The organism is Tenacibaculum sp. 190524A05c (assembly GCF_964036595.1).
In the GTDB taxonomy this organism is placed as follows: Bacteria; Bacteroidota; Bacteroidia; order Flavobacteriales; family Flavobacteriaceae; genus Polaribacter; species Polaribacter platacis.
In genome coordinates this window covers 2,784,495-2,806,179 of the sequence record NZ_OZ038523.1, presented here as the reverse complement: position 1 = coordinate 2,806,179, position 21,685 = coordinate 2,784,495, and the positions used below count along the sequence as shown (strand labels likewise).

Here is a 21,685-nt window from a genome sequence, read left to right as displayed (position 1 = left end):
TTCATATAAATTTGTACTTTGGTATAAATCTTGAAAACTCAAAAGAAAAACAACAAATATGAAATTATTTAAATTACTTTCACTTCCACTTTTATTAGTTACATTAACAAAATGTGCTAGTTATAAATTAGAAAACACAGCTCCCTTCGATGTTAAATCTGCAACATCGGTTTCAAGAATTGGTGGTAGACCAGGTTCTCCAGGAGGAACTGAAGTGAAAATTGTATATTCTTCTGATAAAGAAATAAAGTTCGATAGTATGTTTTATAACAATAAGAAGGCTAAAACTAGAACTTTTACAGAAAATAAAATGAACGTTGTTTCTGCTATTTTTTATTCAACCTCAGTTTCAAATGATACTCAAATGCACAATGATGCAAGTAAAGAGTATGGGAATTCTGCTCCAACAAAAAAGGAAGATATGCCTTTTACTTTAAAAGAGAATGAAGCAGTGATAAGTTATATTGAAGGTAAAAAAACAAAGTATTTTAAAATAGGTAATGTAAAGACTGGAAAGCCAGTAATGATGCAGTAAACAACTATTTCAAACATCAAAATAAAGCCGCTAAAATTAGCGGCTTTATTTTTTGGCATGCATTTTGAAACGTACTTAGTATAACCGTAAAAACTGATACTTATGAAAACATTAAAATTACTTTTCGCACTATTTTTATCCGTCTCGATAACTTCATGTGTTGTAGTTAATGATGAGCCAATTGTAGATAACTTCGTTTCATTAGAAGAGGTTGTTGGAGGATATGACTTATGGTATGTAGATTTTCATAGAACAACAGGAAATGCTGAAATTCCATATTTATCGAAAGCATTCACAGTATCTTTTTTCAACGGAGATTTATATGCAAATAATAACATCGTAGATATAGGAATAACAGGAAATGGATTAGGAATTCATGTTGGAAGCTATAGAACTTTTGTTGATGGAGTATTAGAAACTCGTCACGATTTAGATGGGTCTTACAGCTTTGAAGTTATTCAAATATCTGCAAACGAAATAAGATTAAACGATTTACAAAGCAATACTAGTTATTTCCTTGTTGGATATCAAAGAAATAATTTCGATTATGACATGTTGTTTTATGACAATATTGAGTATTTCTTGCAAGAGTATGTAGCTTGGGAAAGAACTGGAGCAGCAAATGGTACTCCAAATCCATTTGATAGTGAGCACTTCTTACAGTTTACTCCAGAAAATATCACAACGTTTTACTCTTCTCAAGATAATTTTGGCACAAATGTTGATCTAATTAATTGGGACTATGTAGGTAGCTATAAAGTAGAGGATATTCAAGATTATGACGACTTAAAGTTTTTAACACTTTATTATGATGGAGGAGATACTGAAGAATTTGAATTGAGCGTTATTAATGATGGAACAATAGAGCTATTTCACCTAAGTAGTAACACAACATACGTTTTCACAGGAAGAGGATTTATCTTGTATAAAAAAGGAGATTCAAAAGTTAAGAAGGAAGCTGTAAGGAATAGTGGAAGAAAACGTACTAAAATTAAAAGAAATAAGATTATTAGAAGAGTTTTAAAATAAAGTTTGGTTAGTTGATTTTTGGTTGGTTTTTTGAAAACCAACACAAGAAACCGCCTCCTCAGAAGGCGGTTTTCTATTTTTTATAACATAGGGTTTACATAAAAAGTATACCTTTATAAAAAACTAAATTTACACATGCCTTTAACTGCTTTTATAACAGGAGCTACCTCAGGAATAGGTAAAGCTACTGCATATTTATTTGCTCAAAATAACATCCGCTTGGTTTTATGTGGTCGTAGAACAGAAAAACTACAAGAAATAAAAAACGACCTTTCTCAATTCACCGAAGTACATACTTTACAGTTTGACGTTCGTTTTAAAGAAGAGGTTTTTAATGCTATTGAAAGTTTACCCGATAACTTTAATGATATTGACATTCTTATTAATAATGCTGGAAATGCTCATGGTCTTGCCACAATACAAGACGGTAGCATTGACGATTGGGATGCAATGATTGATGGAAACGTAAAAGGGTTATTATACGTTTCTAAAGCTATTATTCCTGGGATGATTAAAAGGAATACAGGGTTTATCTTAAATATTGGATCTATTGCTGGAAAAGAAGTATATGCAAACGGAAATGTGTATTGTGCTTCAAAATTCGCTGTAAATGCATTAAATAAAGGAATGCGTCTGGATTTGAATCAATATAATATTCGAGTAAGCGCAATTCATCCTGGATTAGTTGAAACTGAATTCTCTGATGTTAGATTTAAAGGAGATACAGATAGAGCTAAAAAGGTGTATCAAGGTTATAAAGCTTTGCAACCTGAAGATATTGCAGATATTATTCATTTTGTGGTAACAAGACCTTATCATGTGAATATTGAAGATTTAATTGTTTATCCTACAGCACAGGCTAGTGCTACTTTACTTAATAAAAATGAAAACTAAACTTTCTGATATTATAATAGGTTGTATGTCATGGGGAATTTGGGGAAAGAATTTCTCAACTAAGGAAATGGATGAGCTCATTCATTTTTGTTTAGAAGAAGGAAATACAACTTTTGATCATGCCGATATTTACGGCGGATACACTACAGAAGAATCATTCGGAAAAGCTTTTTCAACTAGTGGAATTGAACGTGAACAAATTCAACTGATTTCGAAATGTGGAATTCAGTACAAAACCGAAAACAGAGATAATAAAGTAAAGCACTACGATTATTCTAAAGAGTATATTATTTGGAGTGCTGAACAATCTCTAAAAAATTTACAAACAGATTATTTGGATGTTCTTTTGTTACATCGTCCTAGTCCTTTATTAGAAACTAATGAAGTTTTAGAAGCGGTTACACAATTACAAGAACAAGGAAAAATTATAGATTTTGGAGTTTCAAATTTTACTCCGAGCCAAATGGATGTATTACAAAGTGAAATTCCAATCACCTGTAATCAATTTGAGTTCTCGTTAGTTCAAAATACAGCTATAGACAATGGAACTTTAGATTACTTGTTAAAACATAAAATGAAAGCTATGAGTTGGAGTCCTTTAGGCGGTTTCTTTTCCTTAGAAACAGAGCAGGCTTCAAGAATAAAAGAAGTTCTACCTTCTCTTTTAGAAAAATATAATGCCACTGAAGATCAATTATTACTTGCTTGGATTTTAAAACATCCAGCTGCGGTGGTTCCTGTGGTAGGAACTTCTAATAAAGAGCGTATAAAAATTGCTAATGATGCTACAAAGATAAATCTAGAATTACAAGATTGGTTTATTCTTTATGAAGCTAGCAGAGGCCATAAAGTAGCATAACATGATTAATAAACGCTTACTTATTAAAAACCTACTTTCTCATAATGATGAGAATAGTTTTTATGATAAGAAGCAAAAACTTACCTTAAGTTCTAAAGAAGGAAAAGCGAAGTTTATTAAACACGTTTGTGCGCTATCAAACTCAAATCCTGATAACAACTCTTATATATTAATAGGAATAAGAGATGAGGATAATAAAATAATAGGCGTTGACTTTTTTGATGATAGTAAGATTCAAAATTTAGTGAACGCTTATTTAATTCATCCTCCAAAAATTCAATACGAAAACATCCCTTTTCCAGGCTTACCGAGGTATAAAGTTATTGGATTAGTAACTATTTATCCGAACGATAACGTTTCTCATTTGGCAAAATCTGCATGGAAATACCCAAAAGGAACCATATTTTATAGACGCGGAAGTAATTCACTTCCAGTTAATGAACAATTTGAATTAAAAAACACTAATAGTAATGTAGTCGAAGCTATTGAAAAAAATGCCAGCAATAATATTCAATTGACACTTGATGGAGTTTTTGATTTTATCAATCGACATAAAGAAGAATACAATCCACAATACAAAGTTTTTAAAGAGCAATTTGTGCTTTGCTGGGCCGGAAAGAAAACAACTATAAATGCTAAGGAATATTACTCCCGAGTAGACATTGAACTAATCAATGAAAATGTTCGATTATTCTACTCTGCACTTGATGAAGTTCAAATAAAAATTAACGACCATTCCTTTATTATTGTCGAATATATTTTACTTGGGTTAGAGCAAAAAGAAGTTAGATATCCATTAGAGAAAACCATTATTCACTTTAAAAACAACGGTAAATTAGAAATTATTAAAGAGTTTTTATTTGAACCTCCAACTTTCGATACATCAATTATAAATCACATGTATGAAAGTAGTAATAATATTGTTTCTAATATTGAAAATAACATTCCACTTTCAGTAACTGAACATGAAGATGTTCATAGATTACCTAACAATTATTTAATCTGTTATTTGAATGGTTTTTTAGATGCGAAAGAGCAACTAGAAAAAGCAAAGGACTACATTCGAAACTTAGAAGACAAAACTACTTACATTAAATATAAAGATGTGATTAGAGTACTTAGAAAGGTAAAATATCACTAATTCTTTTTCGCATTTGACGAAACTAAACATTTAGTGTTTTTCCATTTTCCTTTTAATGACTTCGGATTTATTATGTCTCCTTTACACGTTAAGAAGTTTCCTTTTTTATCTTTTTTAATCACCTTCATTTTTCCTTCCAAAACAGCATTGATAACTCTATAAATTAATCCTTTTCTCGGGGTTTTATTTCCTTTTGTTGTAAGAGAAAGACCAACATCATTATTAAACAAATCCATTTCGGAAGAAATTTCATCCGGCACAATTCCTTCCTCCAATTTTCTTTTTTTATACATTAAGTAATTCTCTTTTTCGTGTGCTTTACCTAATGATCTTGCAGCAGAAGCACCAATCTCTTCTTTCAACCTTGCCATCCAATATGCATGTCTGAAAGCATCTACATGTCCACCAGAATGATCTCCATCTAAAAGATTGCTTTTTCTAATGCTATCACTAACTTTATTTACATCTTTAGATATTAACAAAGCTTTCTTTGCTTTAAAAGGATGTAGAATTACCCACCATTTTTTTGGAGAAGATAGTTTTTTAAACTTTTGATAATTTGATTGAGCAAAAACGCTCATTGATAAGAAAAGGAGACAACAAAATATACTTCGAATGTGCACAACAACAATATTAACTACAAAGAAAAAAGAGCCCTTAAAATAAGGACTCTTTATAATATACAATTATAAAATAAAAATTACCTGATAATTAACTTTTTAGAAGCTACTTTTTCTCCTTCAACTACTTTTAAAATATAAATTCCAGAGTTTAACGTGGCAACATCAATATCGTTATTTGCTCCATTAACTCTAGTATTGTAAACTTCTTTACCTAAAACGTTAAAAATTTGAACTGTTTTAGTTGTAAATGAAGCTGTTGTTAACTTAAAAGTTTTAGCATTTACAGGGTTTGGATACACTGCAAATCCTTCAATATCATTTTTATCCACTGAAGCAGTAGCTTCTTTTGGAGTAACCTCAGCCCAAGTTTTAGCAATTCTCAATTCGTCAATCTCAATACTCGGAGTTTCATTCGAAGAGTCTTGCCTTAAAATAAAAGTATTGATATTAGATGGTGCGCTTGGATCATTACCTCCTAAATCTGGAGTTGGTGCAGCTCCTTCAAAAGTAGATGCATCTGGATTAATCCATAAACTTACCACATCATTATCTAAATCGTAAGCCATTACAATGAATAAAACATCTCCAACATTATAAGTAGATGTTGTAAAAGGAGGATTAGATGACTCAGCTCCAAAACCAATATCGAAAGTTGTTCCACTCGTATCAGGATTTGGTCTCACCCATAATCTTGCATCATAAGATGAAGTTCCAGCGGCCAAACCAGCGATATAACCACCATCTGTAGTATCTGGACTAGATCCTGTTTGGAAAGCAGCTACTTTTAATAAGAATGAACTATAAACTGTACCTGATGAAACATCTGTAAATTGAGTATATGATTCTGCTCCTGACTCGCTAAATGTAATTTTATTTCCTTCAGAAGCTTTTAGACCAGTATAATCTAAACTTCCCGTAGCGACTACAATATCATCACCAGAATTAACAGTCTCCCAGTTAGCTTGCGCAGATAAAACCGCCGCATCAGAATAGTCAAAAGTATCAATAAAAGGTAAACCTTTACAAGTTGGACTAGATATATTTCTAGTAAAATCACAACTACTATTTGCCATATCTCCCTTTACAGTTAATACAATATTTGTCCCTTCAGTAACTCCAGAAATTGTGATTGTTCCAGAAGCCATCATTGATGGATTATCTCCGCCTACAGTTCCGTTATCTGCTGTTAATGTATATGTTGAAGTTCCTCCTCCTGTAAAAGCAATTGATACATCATACGTATCTAGAGCTGCTGTTTCTGCATTACAAGTTGTTGTAATTGTTCCTAACTGAATATCGCACGGAAAATTAACCGTAAAAGTTACAGTATCATTTACCGCAGTAGATAATGGATTTCCTGAATTATCCACTAACTCCATGTAAACAGTATATGTAGTTCCAGCGGCAGAACTAAAAGTAATATCGGTTGTATCGAATTTATCAATAGCTGCACCAGAATTTACTGTGTATTTAATATATCCATCTCCTGAACCACCCGAAGCAACATTAAAGTTACTTACAGAAAACTTAACAGTAGCCATATCAGTAAAACTAATTGTTGATCCGTCTGTAGGAGAACTAATTGTTAATGTAGGTGTAGTAATACATCCTGAATAAGATCCAATTTTATCGAACTCAGTATCTATATCAGTAACAATCCATTCAGAACTTGCCGCATCGGTTCCTGCAGAAGCTGCCCAATCATTATTTGGTCCACAAACGCTAGTCTTTCTCGTTAATGTATGATTTGCTGTTGCAGCTGCAACACCGGCAACATCCCATCCAGATCCTGGATCACCATCCCAATCTCCTAACCAATCAAGAATGGTAAATCCTGTCATTTCACCAGCATCTATATCTCCATCCATATTTGCGTCGTTGTGAGTTCCACCTTTAACAAGTGCTAAACCATCATCACCATTACTTAAAAATTGGAAAGTCATGTCTGAAGCTGCTAAAATTGTAGCATTAGCACTTGGATGAGCTATTACAAATACATCTCCAGCTGCAATTGTAGCCCCATCAGGAAACTTATTCCAAAACTCGTACTCTCCTGGAGTAGTTGGTGCATTTCCAACAGTAGCAAAAGCATAATCATTCAGATTAATTGCTCCTGAAGTACCATTGTAAATTTCTAAAAACTTATTATTACTACTTCCTTCTCCATATTTACTTATATAGAGCTCAGTTATTTGAGCGCTTGAAACATAGCTTACAAGGATTAATAAAAAGCTTAAAAAGTAATTTTTTCTCATGTTTTCATTTAATTTAAAAAAAGCTCTCAAAATTAGGGAATTATCTGACTTAACAATGGTTTTTTTGGATTAATTTAATGTTAAGTCTCTCATTGTTACTTTTCTTCAAAAAAAATTTATTAATATTAAATCAACATTAAGTTAAAGTGGCTTTAACCATTTTTGTTATTTAATCGTTACTTTTGGGTTGATTTATAATCAAATTTAAACGTATGAACACTAACGACATTAAGATTTTATTAGTTGACGACGAACCAGATATTTTGGAGATTGTTGGATACAATCTTAGATCTGAAGGATATCAAGTATTTACAGCAACTAATGGAGCCGAAGGTGTTAAAATAGCCCGCAAAATATCTCCTCATTTAATTTTGTTAGATATTATGATGCCAGAAATGGATGGTATCGAAGCGTGTGAAAAAATAAGAAACATTAAACCTTTAGAAAATGTTATCATATCATTTTTAACTGCTAGAGGTGAAGACTATTCTCAGGTTGCTGGTTTTGATGCTGGTGCCGATGATTACATTACTAAACCTATTAAACCAAAAGTATTAGTTAGTAAGGTAAAATCACTTTTACGTCGATTAAAAACCGATACAGTTTCTGAGGTTACTACTAAAATTGGTGATATCCTTATCAATCGTGATGAATACGTTGTGTTTAAAGGAGAGCAGAAAATTACTTTGCCTAGAAAAGAGTTTGAACTTTTTTCTTTATTAACTTCTAAACCTGGAAAAGTGTTTAAAAGAGAAACTATTTTAGATAGTGTTTGGGGTAACGAGGTTGTTGTAGGTGGAAGAACTATTGATGTTCATATTAGAAAGCTTAGAGAGAAAATAGGCGATCACTACTTTAAAACAGTTAAAGGTGTAGGGTATAAATTTGTGCTTGAAACAGATAAATAAACCCACATATTAAATAATACAATGAATTAGTTTGCCCCCTAAAGGGCATTCTTTCTTTTTATGAAAAAACTAAAAAAAACATACAACTACGCTTTTTTATCAGCTTTATATTTAACCATTTTATCAGTTGTTATTGCTGTTTTTTCATATCTCTACTTTTTTAAATCTCTTGGTTTAGTTTCCATAATTATTTTTGGAATAATTCTATTTGTTTTTTCATTCTTCGTAATTCAATACAGAGCTGAACATTTTATTTATCAACGTGTTAAAAAACTATATAAGGATATTTCTATTCTAGATGTAGAAGATTTAAAACGTGATAAAATCACCACAGATATTGAAGCTTTTACCAAAACGGTACAAGATTATGTTGAGGATAAAAAGGAAGAAATTGCTAACCTAACAGAAAGAGATTCTTTTCGTAGAGATTTTTTAGGGAATGTTGCTCACGAATTAAAAACTCCTCTTTTTACAGTACAAGGATATATTTTAACCTTAATTGAAGGTGCTGCTGAAGACAAGGTAATTCGTGATAAATATTTAGAACGTGCGAATAAAGGAGTCGAACGATTAACTTCTATTGTTAAAGATTTGGACATGATTGCCAAATTAGAAACAGATGGAATGAAAATAAAATTCGAACCATTTAATATTCTTGAGCTGATTCAAAATGTATTCGACTTATTCGAAATGAAAGCTAAAAAGAAGAATATTAAGCTGATTTTCGATCGACTTTATGAATTTCCAATATTTGTAAAAGGTGATGTTGAACGTATAGAACAAGTATTAATTAACTTGGTTGTTAACTCTATTAAATATGGAAAACCAGGCGGAGTTACCACTGCCTCTGTTGAACTTTATAACGAAAATAAGTTCATTATAAAAATCATTGACGATGGTGAAGGAATTAAACAAGAACATATTCCTAGATTGTTTGAGCGTTTTTATAGAGTTGATCAAAGTAGATCTAGAGAACAAGGAGGTTCTGGTTTAGGATTGTCAATTGTAAAACATATTATTGAAGCACACAACGAAACGATTCTACTAAAAAGTAACTTTGGTGAAGGTTCAGAGTTTTCTTTTACTTTAGAAAAGGCGACCTAGTTCTTTGTGTTCGATTTGCTTTAATGATTCAGGATTCTTCTTTACATGTGAATTTAAAATTCGACGAATATCCTGATTGTCTTTTTGTGGTTTAAGATGCTGCAAATAGATTTCAGAACTGCTCGAATTCTGTTCCTCTAATTTTAAATATCCATATCCTTCATATACTCCATTCAAAACTAGAGCATAACTCAGTTCATCTTCCGTTTTACCCTGTTCTGTAATGATAAAGTTTTCAGTTTCAAATACGACAGAAGCAATGGCCTTTTCAACTCTTTTATTATAGGATTCAATCGATTCTTCCTCTCTACAAATTCCTTTACAATCTTTTATTTGATAATGAAAACAACTAGTAACATTATCTTGTAAATGACAGTATTTAGGACATAACTCAAACTCTTTACATAACTGTTCTACAAAACTTCTGGCTTGAGGTACAGAGTAAAATCTCATTAGTGGTTGACTGATCAGCTTAACGTTATTCCACGCTAAATGAATAATTCCTTTTCGATCTTTATAACTGAATAATCCGTAATTCGCATTTGTTCTTCGTTGTGCTCGATTGAATTTAGGAAATAAACGTTTGATCTCGACAGATTCTTCAAGTAAGGCAATGAGTTCACTTCCTGTTTCTGTAAACGTGATGTTAGCCGTTGCCAAACACATTTCTATTTCTTTCTTTTTCTTATCGTGAAAATGACTTACAACTCGTTGTTTGATATTATTGGCTTTCCCTACATAAATCACTTCTTTGTCTTTACTCCAGAAATAATACACTCCGTGTGTTTCTGGCAAACTATCAAAAACCTCTTTTGGTAGCAACGGTGGTAAGGTTGCCTCTCTAGATTTAGGATTTAGAAATGAATTAACAACTTCAAAGTTATTAAGTTTATCTTTTTCCAATAACTTTTTAAACAGTATTACAGTCGCTTCAGCATCACCTTTTGCCCTATGTCTTGCTTTAATTTCAATTCCTTCAGAAATACATAATTTACCTAAGCTGTATGATCTTTTTCCTGGTAATAATTTTCTTGATAAACGAACGGTACATAGTTTTTTTCTGCGGTATGTTAAGCCTAAAGATTTAAATTCCTTTCCAATAATTCCATAATCGAAATTTACATTGTGCGCTACAAAAACACAATCTTCTGTAGTTTGATAAATCTGCTTGGCAACTTCTTCAAACCTCGGAGCATCCTTTACCATAAAGTTGGTAATTCCCGTTAATTGAGTAATATACGACGGGATAAATGTACCTGGATTTATGAGTGTTGTAAATTCATTTATAACACTTTCTCCATCAAAAACAAAAATGCTGATTTCAGTGATTTTTACACCACCATCGGTTTCTATATCTACAATTGCATACTTCACAGTAGTAAAAATACAACTATGAATCCTATAATAAAACAGGAACTCGTTTCTTTATTTTCTAATGAGTTATGCTTTCTTATTGAACGTTGCTGTAAGCTCGTTTAATAAATATCCAAATACCGAAAGATCTATTGGATTAGGGTGAATAATTGTAGTTAGTTTTGATTCTCCGTACATGTTTCCATCTTTATCTTTATAATAAAAATAGATGGGTTTTCCTTCTGAAAATGAATTTCGAGCAATAAAATATGGAGACTCTAAATCTACATAATCTTTAAAGTACAACTCTTTATGAAAGGCTCTGTTTAAGGTAGTGTTTTTCTGAATACTCTTTTGAATTACATTGGTAATGATGTTTTGTTTATTTACTTCAACAAAATGTTCTTTAAAGGATTCTCCTTTCTTCTCTACAATTAAATACTCTGAGTTTTCTATTGAAAACAACATATAAGAGTTGGGTAAATCGTTATGAAAAACGCTATTGACAACTCTTTGTGCATTTTGATAATCTTTACCTGTTTGAGCAGTAATATTTGATGTTAAAACAGCACTAAAAAAAAGTAAAAAAACTACACGTTTTACTAAATTGAAATTTTTAGGTAAATAGGGAATTACAGGATATGTACTCATTTCTTTTTCACTTACATTAAAAACCTAGCAAGATTAGTGATTAAAATAATTGTCTTTTAAATTTTAATAGAACTATAACGATACTTTAACAAAAAGCACGGCTGTTACTATGTTTTCTGTTAAAAATAGACTCATAAAAACTAAATGCATTCGCTTATTTAAGTTCTTAAAGTTTAGTGAATGTTACTATGGTGTGTTTTGGTTTTTACTATTGTTTTTCAAATAAAAAAACCACGCTATTTTAGTAAATATCGTGGTTGTATTCTAAGCTAATTATTTTTCTTATTACCAAAACTGCTACCAGTTACAAACTGGCGAGAGCATTAGAGCTATCGGGTACTACAAATAGGAAAAATTATCTTGTAGTAAACTTTATTGTTAGTTTTATGTAAAACAGTCTTTTCTTTATCTACTGTTCTGATTAATTTATCATAATACGAAGCTTTTATTAAGCCTACGGCAAAAGATACAGTATCCTCTGTAAAACTATCATAATAAAGATTTTCATTTACTTTGATTTCACATTTATTAGTATTGTATCTAAAATCATCTCTAATAGAAAAGATATAGGGATTAAATCCCATAAAATAGATATTTTCCGAAGCTAAAACTTTACTTTTCTTCTTGAAATCTCTTTTATTGAAGTTCGAAAGTTCCGTTACGAAATAACCTTCATAATTCTTTAAAGAAAAGATGATGGGTTTATTTAAAACAATTGTATCTAAAGGAAAAAAGAATTCTTTCTCTTTTTGAGCATTCCCAAAAGACAACATCAGAATAAAACTTAGTAAGAATATTTTTTTCATTATTTTTTTACTTTTCCATTTCTAAATTTTCTATAACCCGTTGAAGTTTGAGGTGAATTATTAGATGAATTATCCTCTATTTATAAACTTACTGTTGGGCGCTGGAAGTAATCATAAACATCTATTAATCATTATTCAATCGAACAATATTCTATTGTTATTGAATTCTCCCCTAATTTACTAAAAGTACGTTTTACAGACTTCAAGTCAATTATTAGTTTCGTTTTTGTTTAAAAAAAAGCTTGAGAAATAAACCCCAAGCTTTATTTATAAATTAAAGTATTTGTTAATCTTCTATTTTGTTAAATCAAAACCTATGTCTTTTCTATAATTGATTTTGTCAAATGAGATTTTATTAATGTTATTATATGAAGTTTTTAGAGCTTCTTCAATGGTTTCTCCAAATGATGTAATTGCGATTACACGTCCTCCATTAGTAACCACTTTATTATCCTCATTTTTCGTTCCCGCATGGAAAACTAAAGATCCTTCTACAGCTTCTAAACCTGTAATTTCCTTCCCTTTTTCATATGCCTCTGGATAACCTCCAGAAACTAACATCACAGTAGTAGCAGTTTTATCTATTACACTAAAGCTTTTATCTGATAAGGTTTGAGTAGCAACTCCTTCGAACAACTCTAAAAGATCTGATTCAATTCTTGGTAAAACCACTTCTGTTTCTGGATCTCCCATACGAACATTATATTCAATTACAAATGGATCTCCAGCAACATTCATTAATCCAATAAAAACAAAACCTCTATAGTCTATTCCATCCTTTTGTAGTCCATCAATTGTAGGTTTTATAACTCTATCTTCTACTTTGGTTAAGAAATCATTATCTGCAAAAGGAACAGGTGAAATAGCTCCCATTCCTCCTGTATTTAAACCAGTATCTCCTTCTCCAATTCTCTTGTAATCTTTAGCCGATGGTAATACTTTGTAACTTTTACCGTCTGTTAAAACAAAAACTGAAAGCTCAATTCCTTTTAAGAACTCTTCAATAACTACTGTTGCTGAAGCAGCTCCAAACTTTTGGTTCGTAAGCATTTCTTTTAGTTCAGCTTTTGCTTCTTGTATATCTTCTAAAATTAGTACTCCTTTACCTGCTGCTAAACCATCTGCTTTCAAAACAAATGGCGGATTTAAAGTTTCTAAAAACACATATCCTTCTTCAAGAGTTTCGCTAGTAAATGATTGATATTTTGCAGTTGGAATATTATGCTTTTCCATAAACTGCTTCGAAAAGTCTTTACTTCCTTCTAATAAAGCACCATCCTTTTTAGGACCAATTACCGGAATTGATTTTAGCTCTTCGTCTGACAAGAAAAAATCATGAACTCCTTCTACTAAGGGTGCTTCTGGTCCAACAACAACCATATTAATATTGTGCTCTAAAACAATTTTCTTTACTGCTTCAAAATCCGTTGGATTAATTGCAATATTAGTTGCTATTTCATTCGTTCCTGCATTACCAGGAGCTACATAAAGTTTATCAATTTTTTTACTCTCTAATAACTTATGAGTAAATGCATGTTCTCTTCCTCCAGAACCTAATACTAAAATATTCATTGTGTGTTGTGTTATTGAGCCGCAAATATAGCTATAACCATTTTAAAAAGTATTGAATAGCAGATGAGAAATGGTAAAAAAACAACTTCAATTTCTTTGAAGATTCTTTCTTTAAAGCATGGGTAACAGTTACTTTAGGATAGAATAGTTTTTTCTTACCTAGAGTATCTATTTTCTTACAAATGTCAATGTCTTCTAGATATAAAAAATAACGTTCATCAAAACCATCTACAGCAACAAAATCTTCTGTTTTAAACAGCATAAAACTTCCATGAACAGCATCAGGATAGAAGGGTTGGGATAAATCTATATCTCTATATTCTTTATTATGAATTCTACTCTTGAAAACTCCTAACTTTCTAATAATTAAATCGAAAAAAGAAGGATACTTTCTTACTGAATATTGATGACTTCCATCTGGAAACTTTATGGCTGGTGTTATTAATGCTAAGTCTTCATTCTTGATAAGCTCAGTTGTTAGCTCATCTAGTATATTAGGATCAAATTTTGTGTCAGGATTTAAGATTAGGTGAAACTCTGAAACATCTTTGATACTATCAATAACTAAATTATTAGCACGTCCAAATCCTAAATTTCTATTATTGAAGATATATACTACATCTGGATGGTTTAATATAGTTGCGTTTGTGAATTTTGATGTAGAATTATCCACTAAAAACAACTTCTTCGTGAGCTTACTGGACAAAAAGGAATTAATTGCTTGTAATAGTTCTTCCTCTTCCTCATTATATAAAACTATCGCTGCTGATATGTTTATGTTCTGATTAAGCATTAATATGCGTTTTCATCTCCTTTAAATATATTTAAAACCGTACTAACCACGATTTTTACATCTAAAATAAAAGACCAATTTTCTATGTAAAATATATCTAAGCGAACCCTATTTTTAATATCTGACTTCTTTTTGATTTCACCTCGATAACCACTTATTTGTGCTAATCCTGTAATTCCAGGTTTTACCGCGTGTCTTTCTAAATAATTATCAACATCTTTTTGATATTCTAAAGCAAGACTCTCTAAATGAGGTCGTGGTCCTACAACACTCATACTTCCTAATAAAACATTAAAAAACTGCGGTATTTCATCTAAGCTAGTTTTGCGTAAAAATGAACCTAATTTTGTTACTCTACGATCGTTTTTAGTAGCATGGACTTTATCTGCTTCTTGATTAATCCTCATAGATCTGAATTTATAACAGACAAATTCTTCCCCATTAAAACCTTCCCTTTCTTGCTTAAAAATTGCTGGACCTCTAGATTCTAACTTTATTAAAATCCAAAGTATAGGATACAACCATGAAATAATAAACAAACAAACAAAGGCGGCAAAAAGAAAATCAAAAACGCGTTTAATAATTCTATTTTCTGGTAAATCAAACGGTAATTTTTTAACATTTAATATCAGCATAGAATCATCATAATACTGAGCAGCAACATTCTTTGTGTTTAATTCGTTTGAATTTGGAATCAGTTTTACACCTCGTTTATGCTTTATAGCAAATTTTTTTACTTTTTTAATTTGTTTGCTTTTGAGTTCAGCCAACGAACAATATACTTCATCAACCTCCTCGGCTAAGGCAAAACTTTCATATTTAGATAAAGATCCAAGAAAGTTTTCGTTATCATCTTCTTCTTTATTTGAAAAGTACCCTAAAAATTGATATCCAAGACTCTTCTTGTTTTTTAGAATTTCTATTAATTTTTTAGCGGACTCATCTGCACCTAAAACTATTACTTTTCTGTAGTTATTACCTCGTCTTCTATACTTTCTTATCGCATATACGAACAAAAGTCTTGCAATTACAATACTCAGAATAATTGATGCTAACACTTTTGTTTGATTGTTAACAATATCTCCTTCTCTAAAAATGGTAAAGAATGTAAAGAAACCAAGTACAAATATGATTGCTTGAGTACTTAAAGCTGATATTACTTTGAAGTAATTATAATGACGATAAATCTTGTAAAAATTGGTAATAACTCCTGAGAGAATCCAGAACAAATTAATATATCCAAGAAATTTCGGGTTTAAATAATCTTTATCGTTAATTAAGTATATAACTGTATTGATGATAAACACATCAACCAATACTAAGACTAGGGGAATATATATTGAATATCTTTTTCTCAAGAATAAAACTCTTTTAATTTTTCTTCAACGAATAATTTAAACTCTCTTTGAAAACGATCAACACTAAATCTTAAAGCATTCTCTCTAATGACTGAAAAATCAAAAGATGAGGATTCGAATACTTTTACAGCTTTTATGATATCTTCAGGTATTTGACGATCAAAAAACACTCCTGTCTTATTTTCAATTACAGTTTCTAACAAACCTCCTTTTCTAAATGCTATAACAGGTGTACCGCAACATTGGGCTTCAACTGGTAGAATACCAAAATCTTCATCTGCCGCAAATACAAGTGCTTTTGCTTTTTGTAAATTGGATATCATATCCTCTTCACTGACCTTCCCAACAAATGTAATATTTTTATTTGCTTTCTTGATCAATGTTTTCATTTCTGGACCGTCTCCTATTATTTTCAACTGTTTATCTGGCATTTGATTAAATGCTTCTAGGATAACATCAATTTTCTTGTATGAAACTAATCTAGATGCGGCGATATAGAAATCTTCCTTTTCACTACATAAAGTAAATTTCTCTGTTTCTACCGGTGGGTAAATTACCACTGAATCTCGATTGTAGATTTTCTTAATCCTTTGAGCAATGTAATTAGAGTTTGCGATAAAAAAATCGACTCTGTTGGAAGAAATAACATCCCAAAGTCTAATTTTTCTTAATACCCTTTTGGCATACCAACCTTTAATTCCTTTGTTTAAATTCTTGTCATTTAAATAATCGAAATATAAATTCCACGCATACCTAATAGGTGAATGGCAATAGCAAATATGTAATTGATTTTGATTTGTTAAAACACCCTTTGCAACAGATGATGACGATGAAATAACTAAGTCGTATGGAGATAAATCAAAACTTTCTATTGCAGCAGGAAATAATTCTAAGTAATTTCTATGATTCTTTTTAGATCTTGGTAACTTTTGAATAAAACTTGTGGTTGTTTTTGATCCTTTTAGAATTTCATTTCTTAATTGATCATTCAGAGTATCAATTAACGTATAATAATCAAAATCCGACCATATATCGCTAATTGCCTCAACAACCTTTTCTCCTCCTGCTTTGGTATAAAACCAATCATGAACTAGTGCTCTTTTCATCAATTCTTGTGTTTAATAGAATCAAGTTCTTCAATTAATAAATACTGATTCTATTTCTCTTTAAAGTAAAATATATTCTTAAAGTTCGTTATTGTTAATACAATTCCAATCGTATAAATTCCTATTTGTCGTTCCAATAGATTTTCTACCAGCATAAACATAGATAATGAGATAAGTAGAAGGATATTGGTATAATTCTTCAATTTAAAATTAATGAAAAACCCATAGATAATAGGTAAACAAAATAGGATTAGACCAATAAATCCTCCTCTTACCAATTCATTTAAAAATTGATTGTGAGTATTGTAATTGTTCTTTATAAATCTATTTCTTATTTCTATATCATTAAAGTGTTCATACCTTTTATAATACTCTAAAAGATATTGTCTTGTTTGCTTTAAACTGGAGTTTCCTATTAGGAAATCTTTAAAAGAACTTAATTGCTCTGCAGCTCCACCCCAAATAATATTCCTTGAATCTTCTTTTATTTGGGAAAACCTTTTCTTTATTGATGAGTTATAGCTTAGTGTTACTCCTACTACCGTTAACCCCATTAATCCAAAAACAATTAATTTCTGCTTTAAATTTTTCATCTCTCTCCAAAGAATCCAAACTATGTAAATGCCTGCAAGAATAAGTGCTAGCCTGGCAGATATATAGATTATAAAACATAACGAAATTATTGCGGTGATTACATAATACCATTTCTTGTATTTTTTGAAAAATATATAAGAAAGTAAAATGTTTATTGCCGAGAAAAAACCTAAGTATGGTCTTTCAAATCGAAGTATTTCATTCAGTTTTACATAATTTGTTAAATCTCTACCAATTTTATCACTGGTCAAGAAGTAATTTGTTATTCCATATATTGAAATCAACTGCATTGAAAAAACCCCTAATAGTAGCACTAACAAAGCGTATTCAATGGTTTTCTCATCATCTCTTAATAAAACAAAAGGCACTAGAATTATTGGAATGATTTTAAGAATATTGGATAATTCAATATTAAAACTCCCTTGGGCTAATGCATTAATCAGTAAGTAAACTAAAAATACTACAGGTGTACCAATTAATAATGTCTTTTTCTTTATTTCAAATTTATAGGGAGGTAAGACAAACAATAAGGCTAAACAGATATTATGAATCAGTCTCCAAGTAGGAAGAAAAAAGAATAAGACATACACTACATATCTCTGAGCTAGTTTAATTTTCTGATTCATTTTTTCTCGTTTTATTAATTAGAAAGGTAAAGAAGCTCAAAGCAAATAAGAGAATAAAAGGTATTATTAATTTATTAAAATATGCCATTGTGTATGCATAACTTACCCACATTAAAAGTTGGAAGAAAACAATACTTAATACAAATGATCTTCTTTCGATAAAAGTTGCCAATAAAGACTGGAAAAATCCCACAACACTTAACAATAGCATGTTTACAAGTAACGCAATAGGCAACGGAAAAATTCTTAGTAAAATAGAAGGATAAGCGTTTGTCCAACTCACACCTCTGGTTGTTACCGATACATAAGCTTCATACGACCAAGGCCAAAATTCTCTCATCAACACATGCATTCCTTTCCAAAGTTCAGATAGATTCCATGTATTTGGAGTTCCATTATAAATATAATGTTCTGTTGTACCCCAAAACACGTGAGCCTGTAATCCAAAAGCTCGATAAAAAACAGACTCTAATGGTGTTAAACCCATGTATTTAAATGGTTGTTTAACACTATACTTGTAATATACCAAACAAAAAAGAGCAATAACAATTGTTATTAAATATTTGTTTAATATCCACTTGAGTTTGAATTGTACCCTTACATTAGATGAAAAATACAATGCTACTAGAATACCATAAATTGCTATTAGAAACCCAGTGAATTTCTGATCCATTAAAACTAAGTATCCTATATATAATGTTAAATAAAAAATACTGGTTCGCTTTTTAAATCTGTATAATAATGCTGCACCAAAGCCAGCGAAAGCAATTACATTTCCTATTATTGATTTTAAAAAAGGATATTTAGCATACTCCCAAAAATTGAACTTTGTAACTTCCTCAGAAAACAGAGGAATAGGAGAATTAAACAAATTGAAATAAGCAATACCTAGTATTGTTCCTATTAATATACTTGCAATATTTATATCTTTTAATTCACCTATTTTAAATTTAAATGACGGTGTTTTTTTAAATAAAGTTCCAAAAGTTTTCTTGTAAAAAATAAGTGATAGAAGTGAGGTGACATAAAACAAGAGCAGAATGAAACCAGAATATACAAAATAGCCATTTCGTCCTTGTTCATTAATATAAATTCCATTCTCGATTACTAAAATGGAACAGAACATCCATATGTACTGCAATAAAATTATGAAGGATAAAAGAAAAAGACCTAAATCTCTCTCTAAGATATAGATAAGAATAATCAGAGCGATTATAATTAGTGCTATGTTAGTTGCAATTATCATTCAATAATTTTAAAGTTAAATCTCTCAAAAATAAATCTTAGCTCTTTATTATACTTTAAAAGTACTGTAAACTTAATTTTAGATTTAATTTCTTCCGCAGCTTCTAAATATATATTTAATAGTGCACTTGAATCGAATGAAAAAATATTTTCAGATCCAATCTCATTAAAATATAAATCTTCTAGAGGTTCATTAGCAGAAAGCACTTCTACTTCTTTATCCAAAAAAGCATCGTAAAGTAAATTATAATCGATACGCTCACCGTTTCGATGAGGCTTGTAATAAATTTTACTTACTGTATTGTAACCGTTATTTTTTTTAATTACTTCAAACAACTGTTGAAGTCGAGTATTGTAAAGTTCTTTTCCGCTCTCATTTATGTAGGCTTCCTGACCAATAATTAAAAAAGTATCAGTAAGATTAGCACTTCGTTTACTATAAGGTAATTCCTCTGATTTTTCAGGAAACATGCTAAGTTTTGGTGAACGAACATATTGTTTTATAACCTTATTGTACTCTATACCGCTTGAATGACCTTTGTATAAAGTAAAATTCAATCCATATAAGGAACTTAATACTTTTTTTAGATAGACCTTTTTTTTATTTAAGTTTTCAATTGTATGATTATAATAATTTAAAGTTCCATCTTCTACAACAATACCTCTAAGGTTTTTATTAAAAGAAAAAAACAAATAGTTTGTCAACACATCCTCTATGTACGTAAAATAAAGTGTTATGTCTTTATCTCTTTTATATGATTTTAACCCTTTGACTATTCGTTTATATTCGCTAATCTTATTCGTTATATTCTGTATTGATTGTAATCTTCCTGAAGCTTGATTATTAAAACTTGACTCTGATAAAATAACTGTACTAAAAAGAGTTTGATCAAAATTCAAACTACTATTAGCAATTAAAATATTGTTCCCTTTTATTCCTTTTTTTAATAAGGATTCGTAACTCTTTATTTGATTATTAGAAAGGCCTATAAATATATTCGTCATAGCTTTAATTTTTTAACCTCATAATATCTGCAATAAAATAACACACCTCCAGACAAGGAGAAAGCCAATGCTGCTCCATAGATTCCAAAATATTTCGTAGCGATTATGGCTAATACTAAACTTATAATTCCTGAAACAACTATGGTCTTTACCAGTTGCATATCAAAATGTTTAACATATAATTTAAAATGGTAATATAAAGAGTAGTTCATTAAAACCACACCTATTATCATAAAATATAAAATAGGTTGAAACTCTTGAAATATTGGTTTATTTTGCCACCATAATATTGGATAAATAATTAAAAGTAAAATTATTGATATTACAATATTCTGAACCAAAAGCGACTTCTTAAATTTTGGAAATAACTGTTGATCTTGTGCCTCATTAGAAGCCTTAAGTATATTTGGCAACTCAAAAGAGATAACAATTGTATTAATATATACTGTAATGAGAATGGCAATACTAGAATAAAAAGTATAAACACCTACCATTTCTTTACCTAAAAAAATATCAACTACAAACCTATTTGCGTATTCTATTAGCTTTAAGAAAATAGTTGAAATGAAAAAAAGTGAACTCACTTTTAATCCTTTGGATATCCAGTTATAATTAATACTAATACTCTTAGAATCGATATATTTTAAAGATGAAACTAAGGTAATTAGTATGGTTAGAGCATTCGATACTGTCCAGATTTTCAAGATGAATTCAATAGATATTGACTTACTCATATAAGAAAGAAAAAGAACATAAGTACCCCAAATGAAAGTTCTTAAAAACAAAAGAATATTTGCAAATAATACTTTATTAAAACCAACTAGGAATCTATAAATTTCCTGAGAAAAATGCTCAGTAACACACAAAGCAATAATTAGAAAAGCATATTCTTTTGTGAAATTGATTTGATTAAAAACTGCCCATCCCAACACAAAAAAAACTGTATATATCACTAAATATAATAGAACAGTTGAGACTATGTTTTTTTGAATTTGTGAAGTTTCTTTTGTTTTTAGAATATCTCTAATACTAAAGTTATAGAAATCTAATCCTAGAACAAAAATCATAATAGTTACTAAAGATGTAATTAAACTATAATTACCAAATTCGATATCCGTAAAGTATTTAGATAAATAAGTAAATACTATGAATTTACTGCCTATGGCACTAATTCTTAAAAATACATTAACTAACTTATGAAAAGAAAAGTAAGACGGTAAACGCACAA

Annotated in this window: 20 protein-coding genes; 7 read left to right on the top strand and 13 right to left on the bottom strand. The window is 30.2% G+C overall.

From position 1 onward, the window contains the following. The first annotated feature begins 58 nt into the window (after window positions 1-58). The 5 genes from ABNT61_RS12230 to ABNT61_RS12210 all read left to right on the top strand — a co-directional run bounded on the left by ABNT61_RS12230 (window position 59) and on the right by ABNT61_RS12210 (window position 4,458). Window positions 59-535, top strand: coding sequence for a hypothetical protein (locus tag ABNT61_RS12230; RefSeq protein ID WP_348743429.1), 477 nt, complete (start codon window positions 59-61; stop codon window positions 533-535). 102 nt (window positions 536-637) lie between these two features. Next, on the top strand, window positions 638-1,564 hold the full coding sequence (locus tag ABNT61_RS12225; protein ID WP_348743428.1) for a hypothetical protein: 927 nt from the start codon (window positions 638-640) through the stop codon (window positions 1,562-1,564). Between the two features lie 135 nt (window positions 1,565-1,699). Continuing rightward, entirely contained in the window at window positions 1,700-2,458 is a 759-nt protein-coding gene (locus tag ABNT61_RS12220; RefSeq protein ID WP_348743427.1) for an SDR family NAD(P)-dependent oxidoreductase, read from the top strand. After that, on the top strand, window positions 2,448-3,317 hold the full coding sequence (locus tag ABNT61_RS12215) for an aldo/keto reductase (protein WP_348743426.1): 870 nt from the start codon (window positions 2,448-2,450) through the stop codon (window positions 3,315-3,317). Before ABNT61_RS12220 ends, ABNT61_RS12215 begins: the two co-directional genes overlap by 11 nt. A gap of 1 nt (window position 3,318) precedes the next feature. Then, window positions 3,319-4,458 (top strand): ATP-binding protein, encoded by a 1,140-nt coding sequence (locus ABNT61_RS12210; protein ID WP_348710713.1) that lies wholly within the window; start codon window positions 3,319-3,321, stop codon window positions 4,456-4,458. Here ABNT61_RS12210 and ABNT61_RS12205 read toward each other — a convergent pair. Together ABNT61_RS12205 and ABNT61_RS12200 are read right to left on the bottom strand one after the other, a co-directional pair. Continuing rightward, complete coding sequence (locus tag ABNT61_RS12205; RefSeq protein WP_348743425.1) at window positions 4,455-5,039, bottom strand: DUF6973 domain-containing protein; 585 nt, start codon at window positions 5,037-5,039, stop codon at window positions 4,455-4,457. The genes ABNT61_RS12210 and ABNT61_RS12205 overlap by 4 nt on opposite strands. Before the next feature lie 119 nt (window positions 5,040-5,158). Further along, window positions 5,159-7,336 carry a T9SS type A sorting domain-containing protein gene (locus tag ABNT61_RS12200; RefSeq protein ID WP_348743424.1) on the bottom strand — a complete coding sequence of 726 codons (2,178 nt, stop codon included), beginning with the start codon at window positions 7,334-7,336 and terminating at the stop codon, window positions 5,159-5,161. 212 nt (window positions 7,337-7,548) lie between these two features. Here ABNT61_RS12200 and ABNT61_RS12195 point away from each other — a divergent pair, with 212 nt between their 5' ends. Further along, complete coding sequence (locus ABNT61_RS12195) at window positions 7,549-8,244, top strand: response regulator transcription factor (RefSeq protein WP_348710717.1); 696 nt, start codon at window positions 7,549-7,551, stop codon at window positions 8,242-8,244. A gap of 60 nt (window positions 8,245-8,304) precedes the next feature. Beyond that, a complete protein-coding gene (locus ABNT61_RS12190; RefSeq protein ID WP_348710718.1) occupies window positions 8,305-9,348 on the top strand; it encodes a sensor histidine kinase in 1,044 nt (347 codons plus the stop codon). Here ABNT61_RS12190 and ABNT61_RS12185 read toward each other — a convergent pair. From ABNT61_RS12185 to ABNT61_RS12135, 11 genes are all read right to left on the bottom strand, one after another. Continuing rightward, window positions 9,331-10,722 carry an exonuclease domain-containing protein gene (locus tag ABNT61_RS12185; protein WP_348743423.1) on the bottom strand — a complete coding sequence of 464 codons (1,392 nt, stop codon included), beginning with the start codon at window positions 10,720-10,722 and terminating at the stop codon, window positions 9,331-9,333. The genes ABNT61_RS12190 and ABNT61_RS12185 overlap by 18 nt on opposite strands. A gap of 66 nt (window positions 10,723-10,788) precedes the next feature. Continuing rightward, window positions 10,789-11,352 carry a hypothetical protein gene (locus ABNT61_RS12180; RefSeq protein ID WP_348743422.1) on the bottom strand — a complete coding sequence of 188 codons (564 nt, stop codon included), beginning with the start codon at window positions 11,350-11,352 and terminating at the stop codon, window positions 10,789-10,791. A gap of 329 nt (window positions 11,353-11,681) precedes the next feature. Beyond that, window positions 11,682-12,158 carry a hypothetical protein gene (locus ABNT61_RS12175; RefSeq protein WP_348743421.1) on the bottom strand — a complete coding sequence of 159 codons (477 nt, stop codon included), beginning with the start codon at window positions 12,156-12,158 and terminating at the stop codon, window positions 11,682-11,684. A gap of 294 nt (window positions 12,159-12,452) precedes the next feature. After that, the gene (gene purD, locus ABNT61_RS12170; protein WP_348743420.1) at window positions 12,453-13,730 is read right to left on the bottom strand and encodes a phosphoribosylamine--glycine ligase; all 1,278 of its coding nucleotides are present in this window, start codon (window positions 13,728-13,730) and stop codon (window positions 12,453-12,455) included. A gap of 31 nt (window positions 13,731-13,761) precedes the next feature. Continuing rightward, a complete protein-coding gene (locus ABNT61_RS12165) occupies window positions 13,762-14,523 on the bottom strand; it encodes a glycosyltransferase family 2 protein (protein WP_348743419.1) in 762 nt (253 codons plus the stop codon). Continuing rightward, window positions 14,523-15,881: an undecaprenyl-phosphate glucose phosphotransferase gene (locus ABNT61_RS12160; protein ID WP_348743418.1), complete on the bottom strand. Its 1,359-nt coding sequence runs from the start codon at window positions 15,879-15,881 to the stop codon at window positions 14,523-14,525. Before ABNT61_RS12160 ends, ABNT61_RS12165 begins: the two co-directional genes overlap by 1 nt. Then, a complete protein-coding gene (locus ABNT61_RS12155; RefSeq protein WP_348743417.1) occupies window positions 15,878-16,987 on the bottom strand; it encodes a glycosyltransferase in 1,110 nt (369 codons plus the stop codon). The genes ABNT61_RS12160 and ABNT61_RS12155 overlap by 4 nt, the downstream gene beginning before the upstream one ends. 50 nt (window positions 16,988-17,037) lie before the next feature. Then, the gene (locus tag ABNT61_RS12150) at window positions 17,038-18,207 is read right to left on the bottom strand and encodes an O-antigen ligase family protein (protein WP_348743416.1); all 1,170 of its coding nucleotides are present in this window, start codon (window positions 18,205-18,207) and stop codon (window positions 17,038-17,040) included. Next, on the bottom strand, window positions 18,191-19,453 hold the full coding sequence (locus tag ABNT61_RS12145; protein WP_348743415.1) for a DUF6418 domain-containing protein: 1,263 nt from the start codon (window positions 19,451-19,453) through the stop codon (window positions 18,191-18,193). Before ABNT61_RS12145 ends, ABNT61_RS12150 begins: the two co-directional genes overlap by 17 nt. Further along, window positions 19,450-20,457, bottom strand: a complete 1,008-nt coding sequence (locus ABNT61_RS12140) for a hypothetical protein (protein WP_348743414.1) — start codon at window positions 20,455-20,457, stop codon at window positions 19,450-19,452. The genes ABNT61_RS12145 and ABNT61_RS12140 overlap by 4 nt, the downstream gene beginning before the upstream one ends. Further along, on the bottom strand, window positions 20,454-21,683 hold the full coding sequence (locus tag ABNT61_RS12135) for a lipopolysaccharide biosynthesis protein (RefSeq protein ID WP_348743413.1): 1,230 nt from the start codon (window positions 21,681-21,683) through the stop codon (window positions 20,454-20,456). Before ABNT61_RS12135 ends, ABNT61_RS12140 begins: the two co-directional genes overlap by 4 nt. Window positions 21,684-21,685 lie beyond the last annotated feature (2 nt).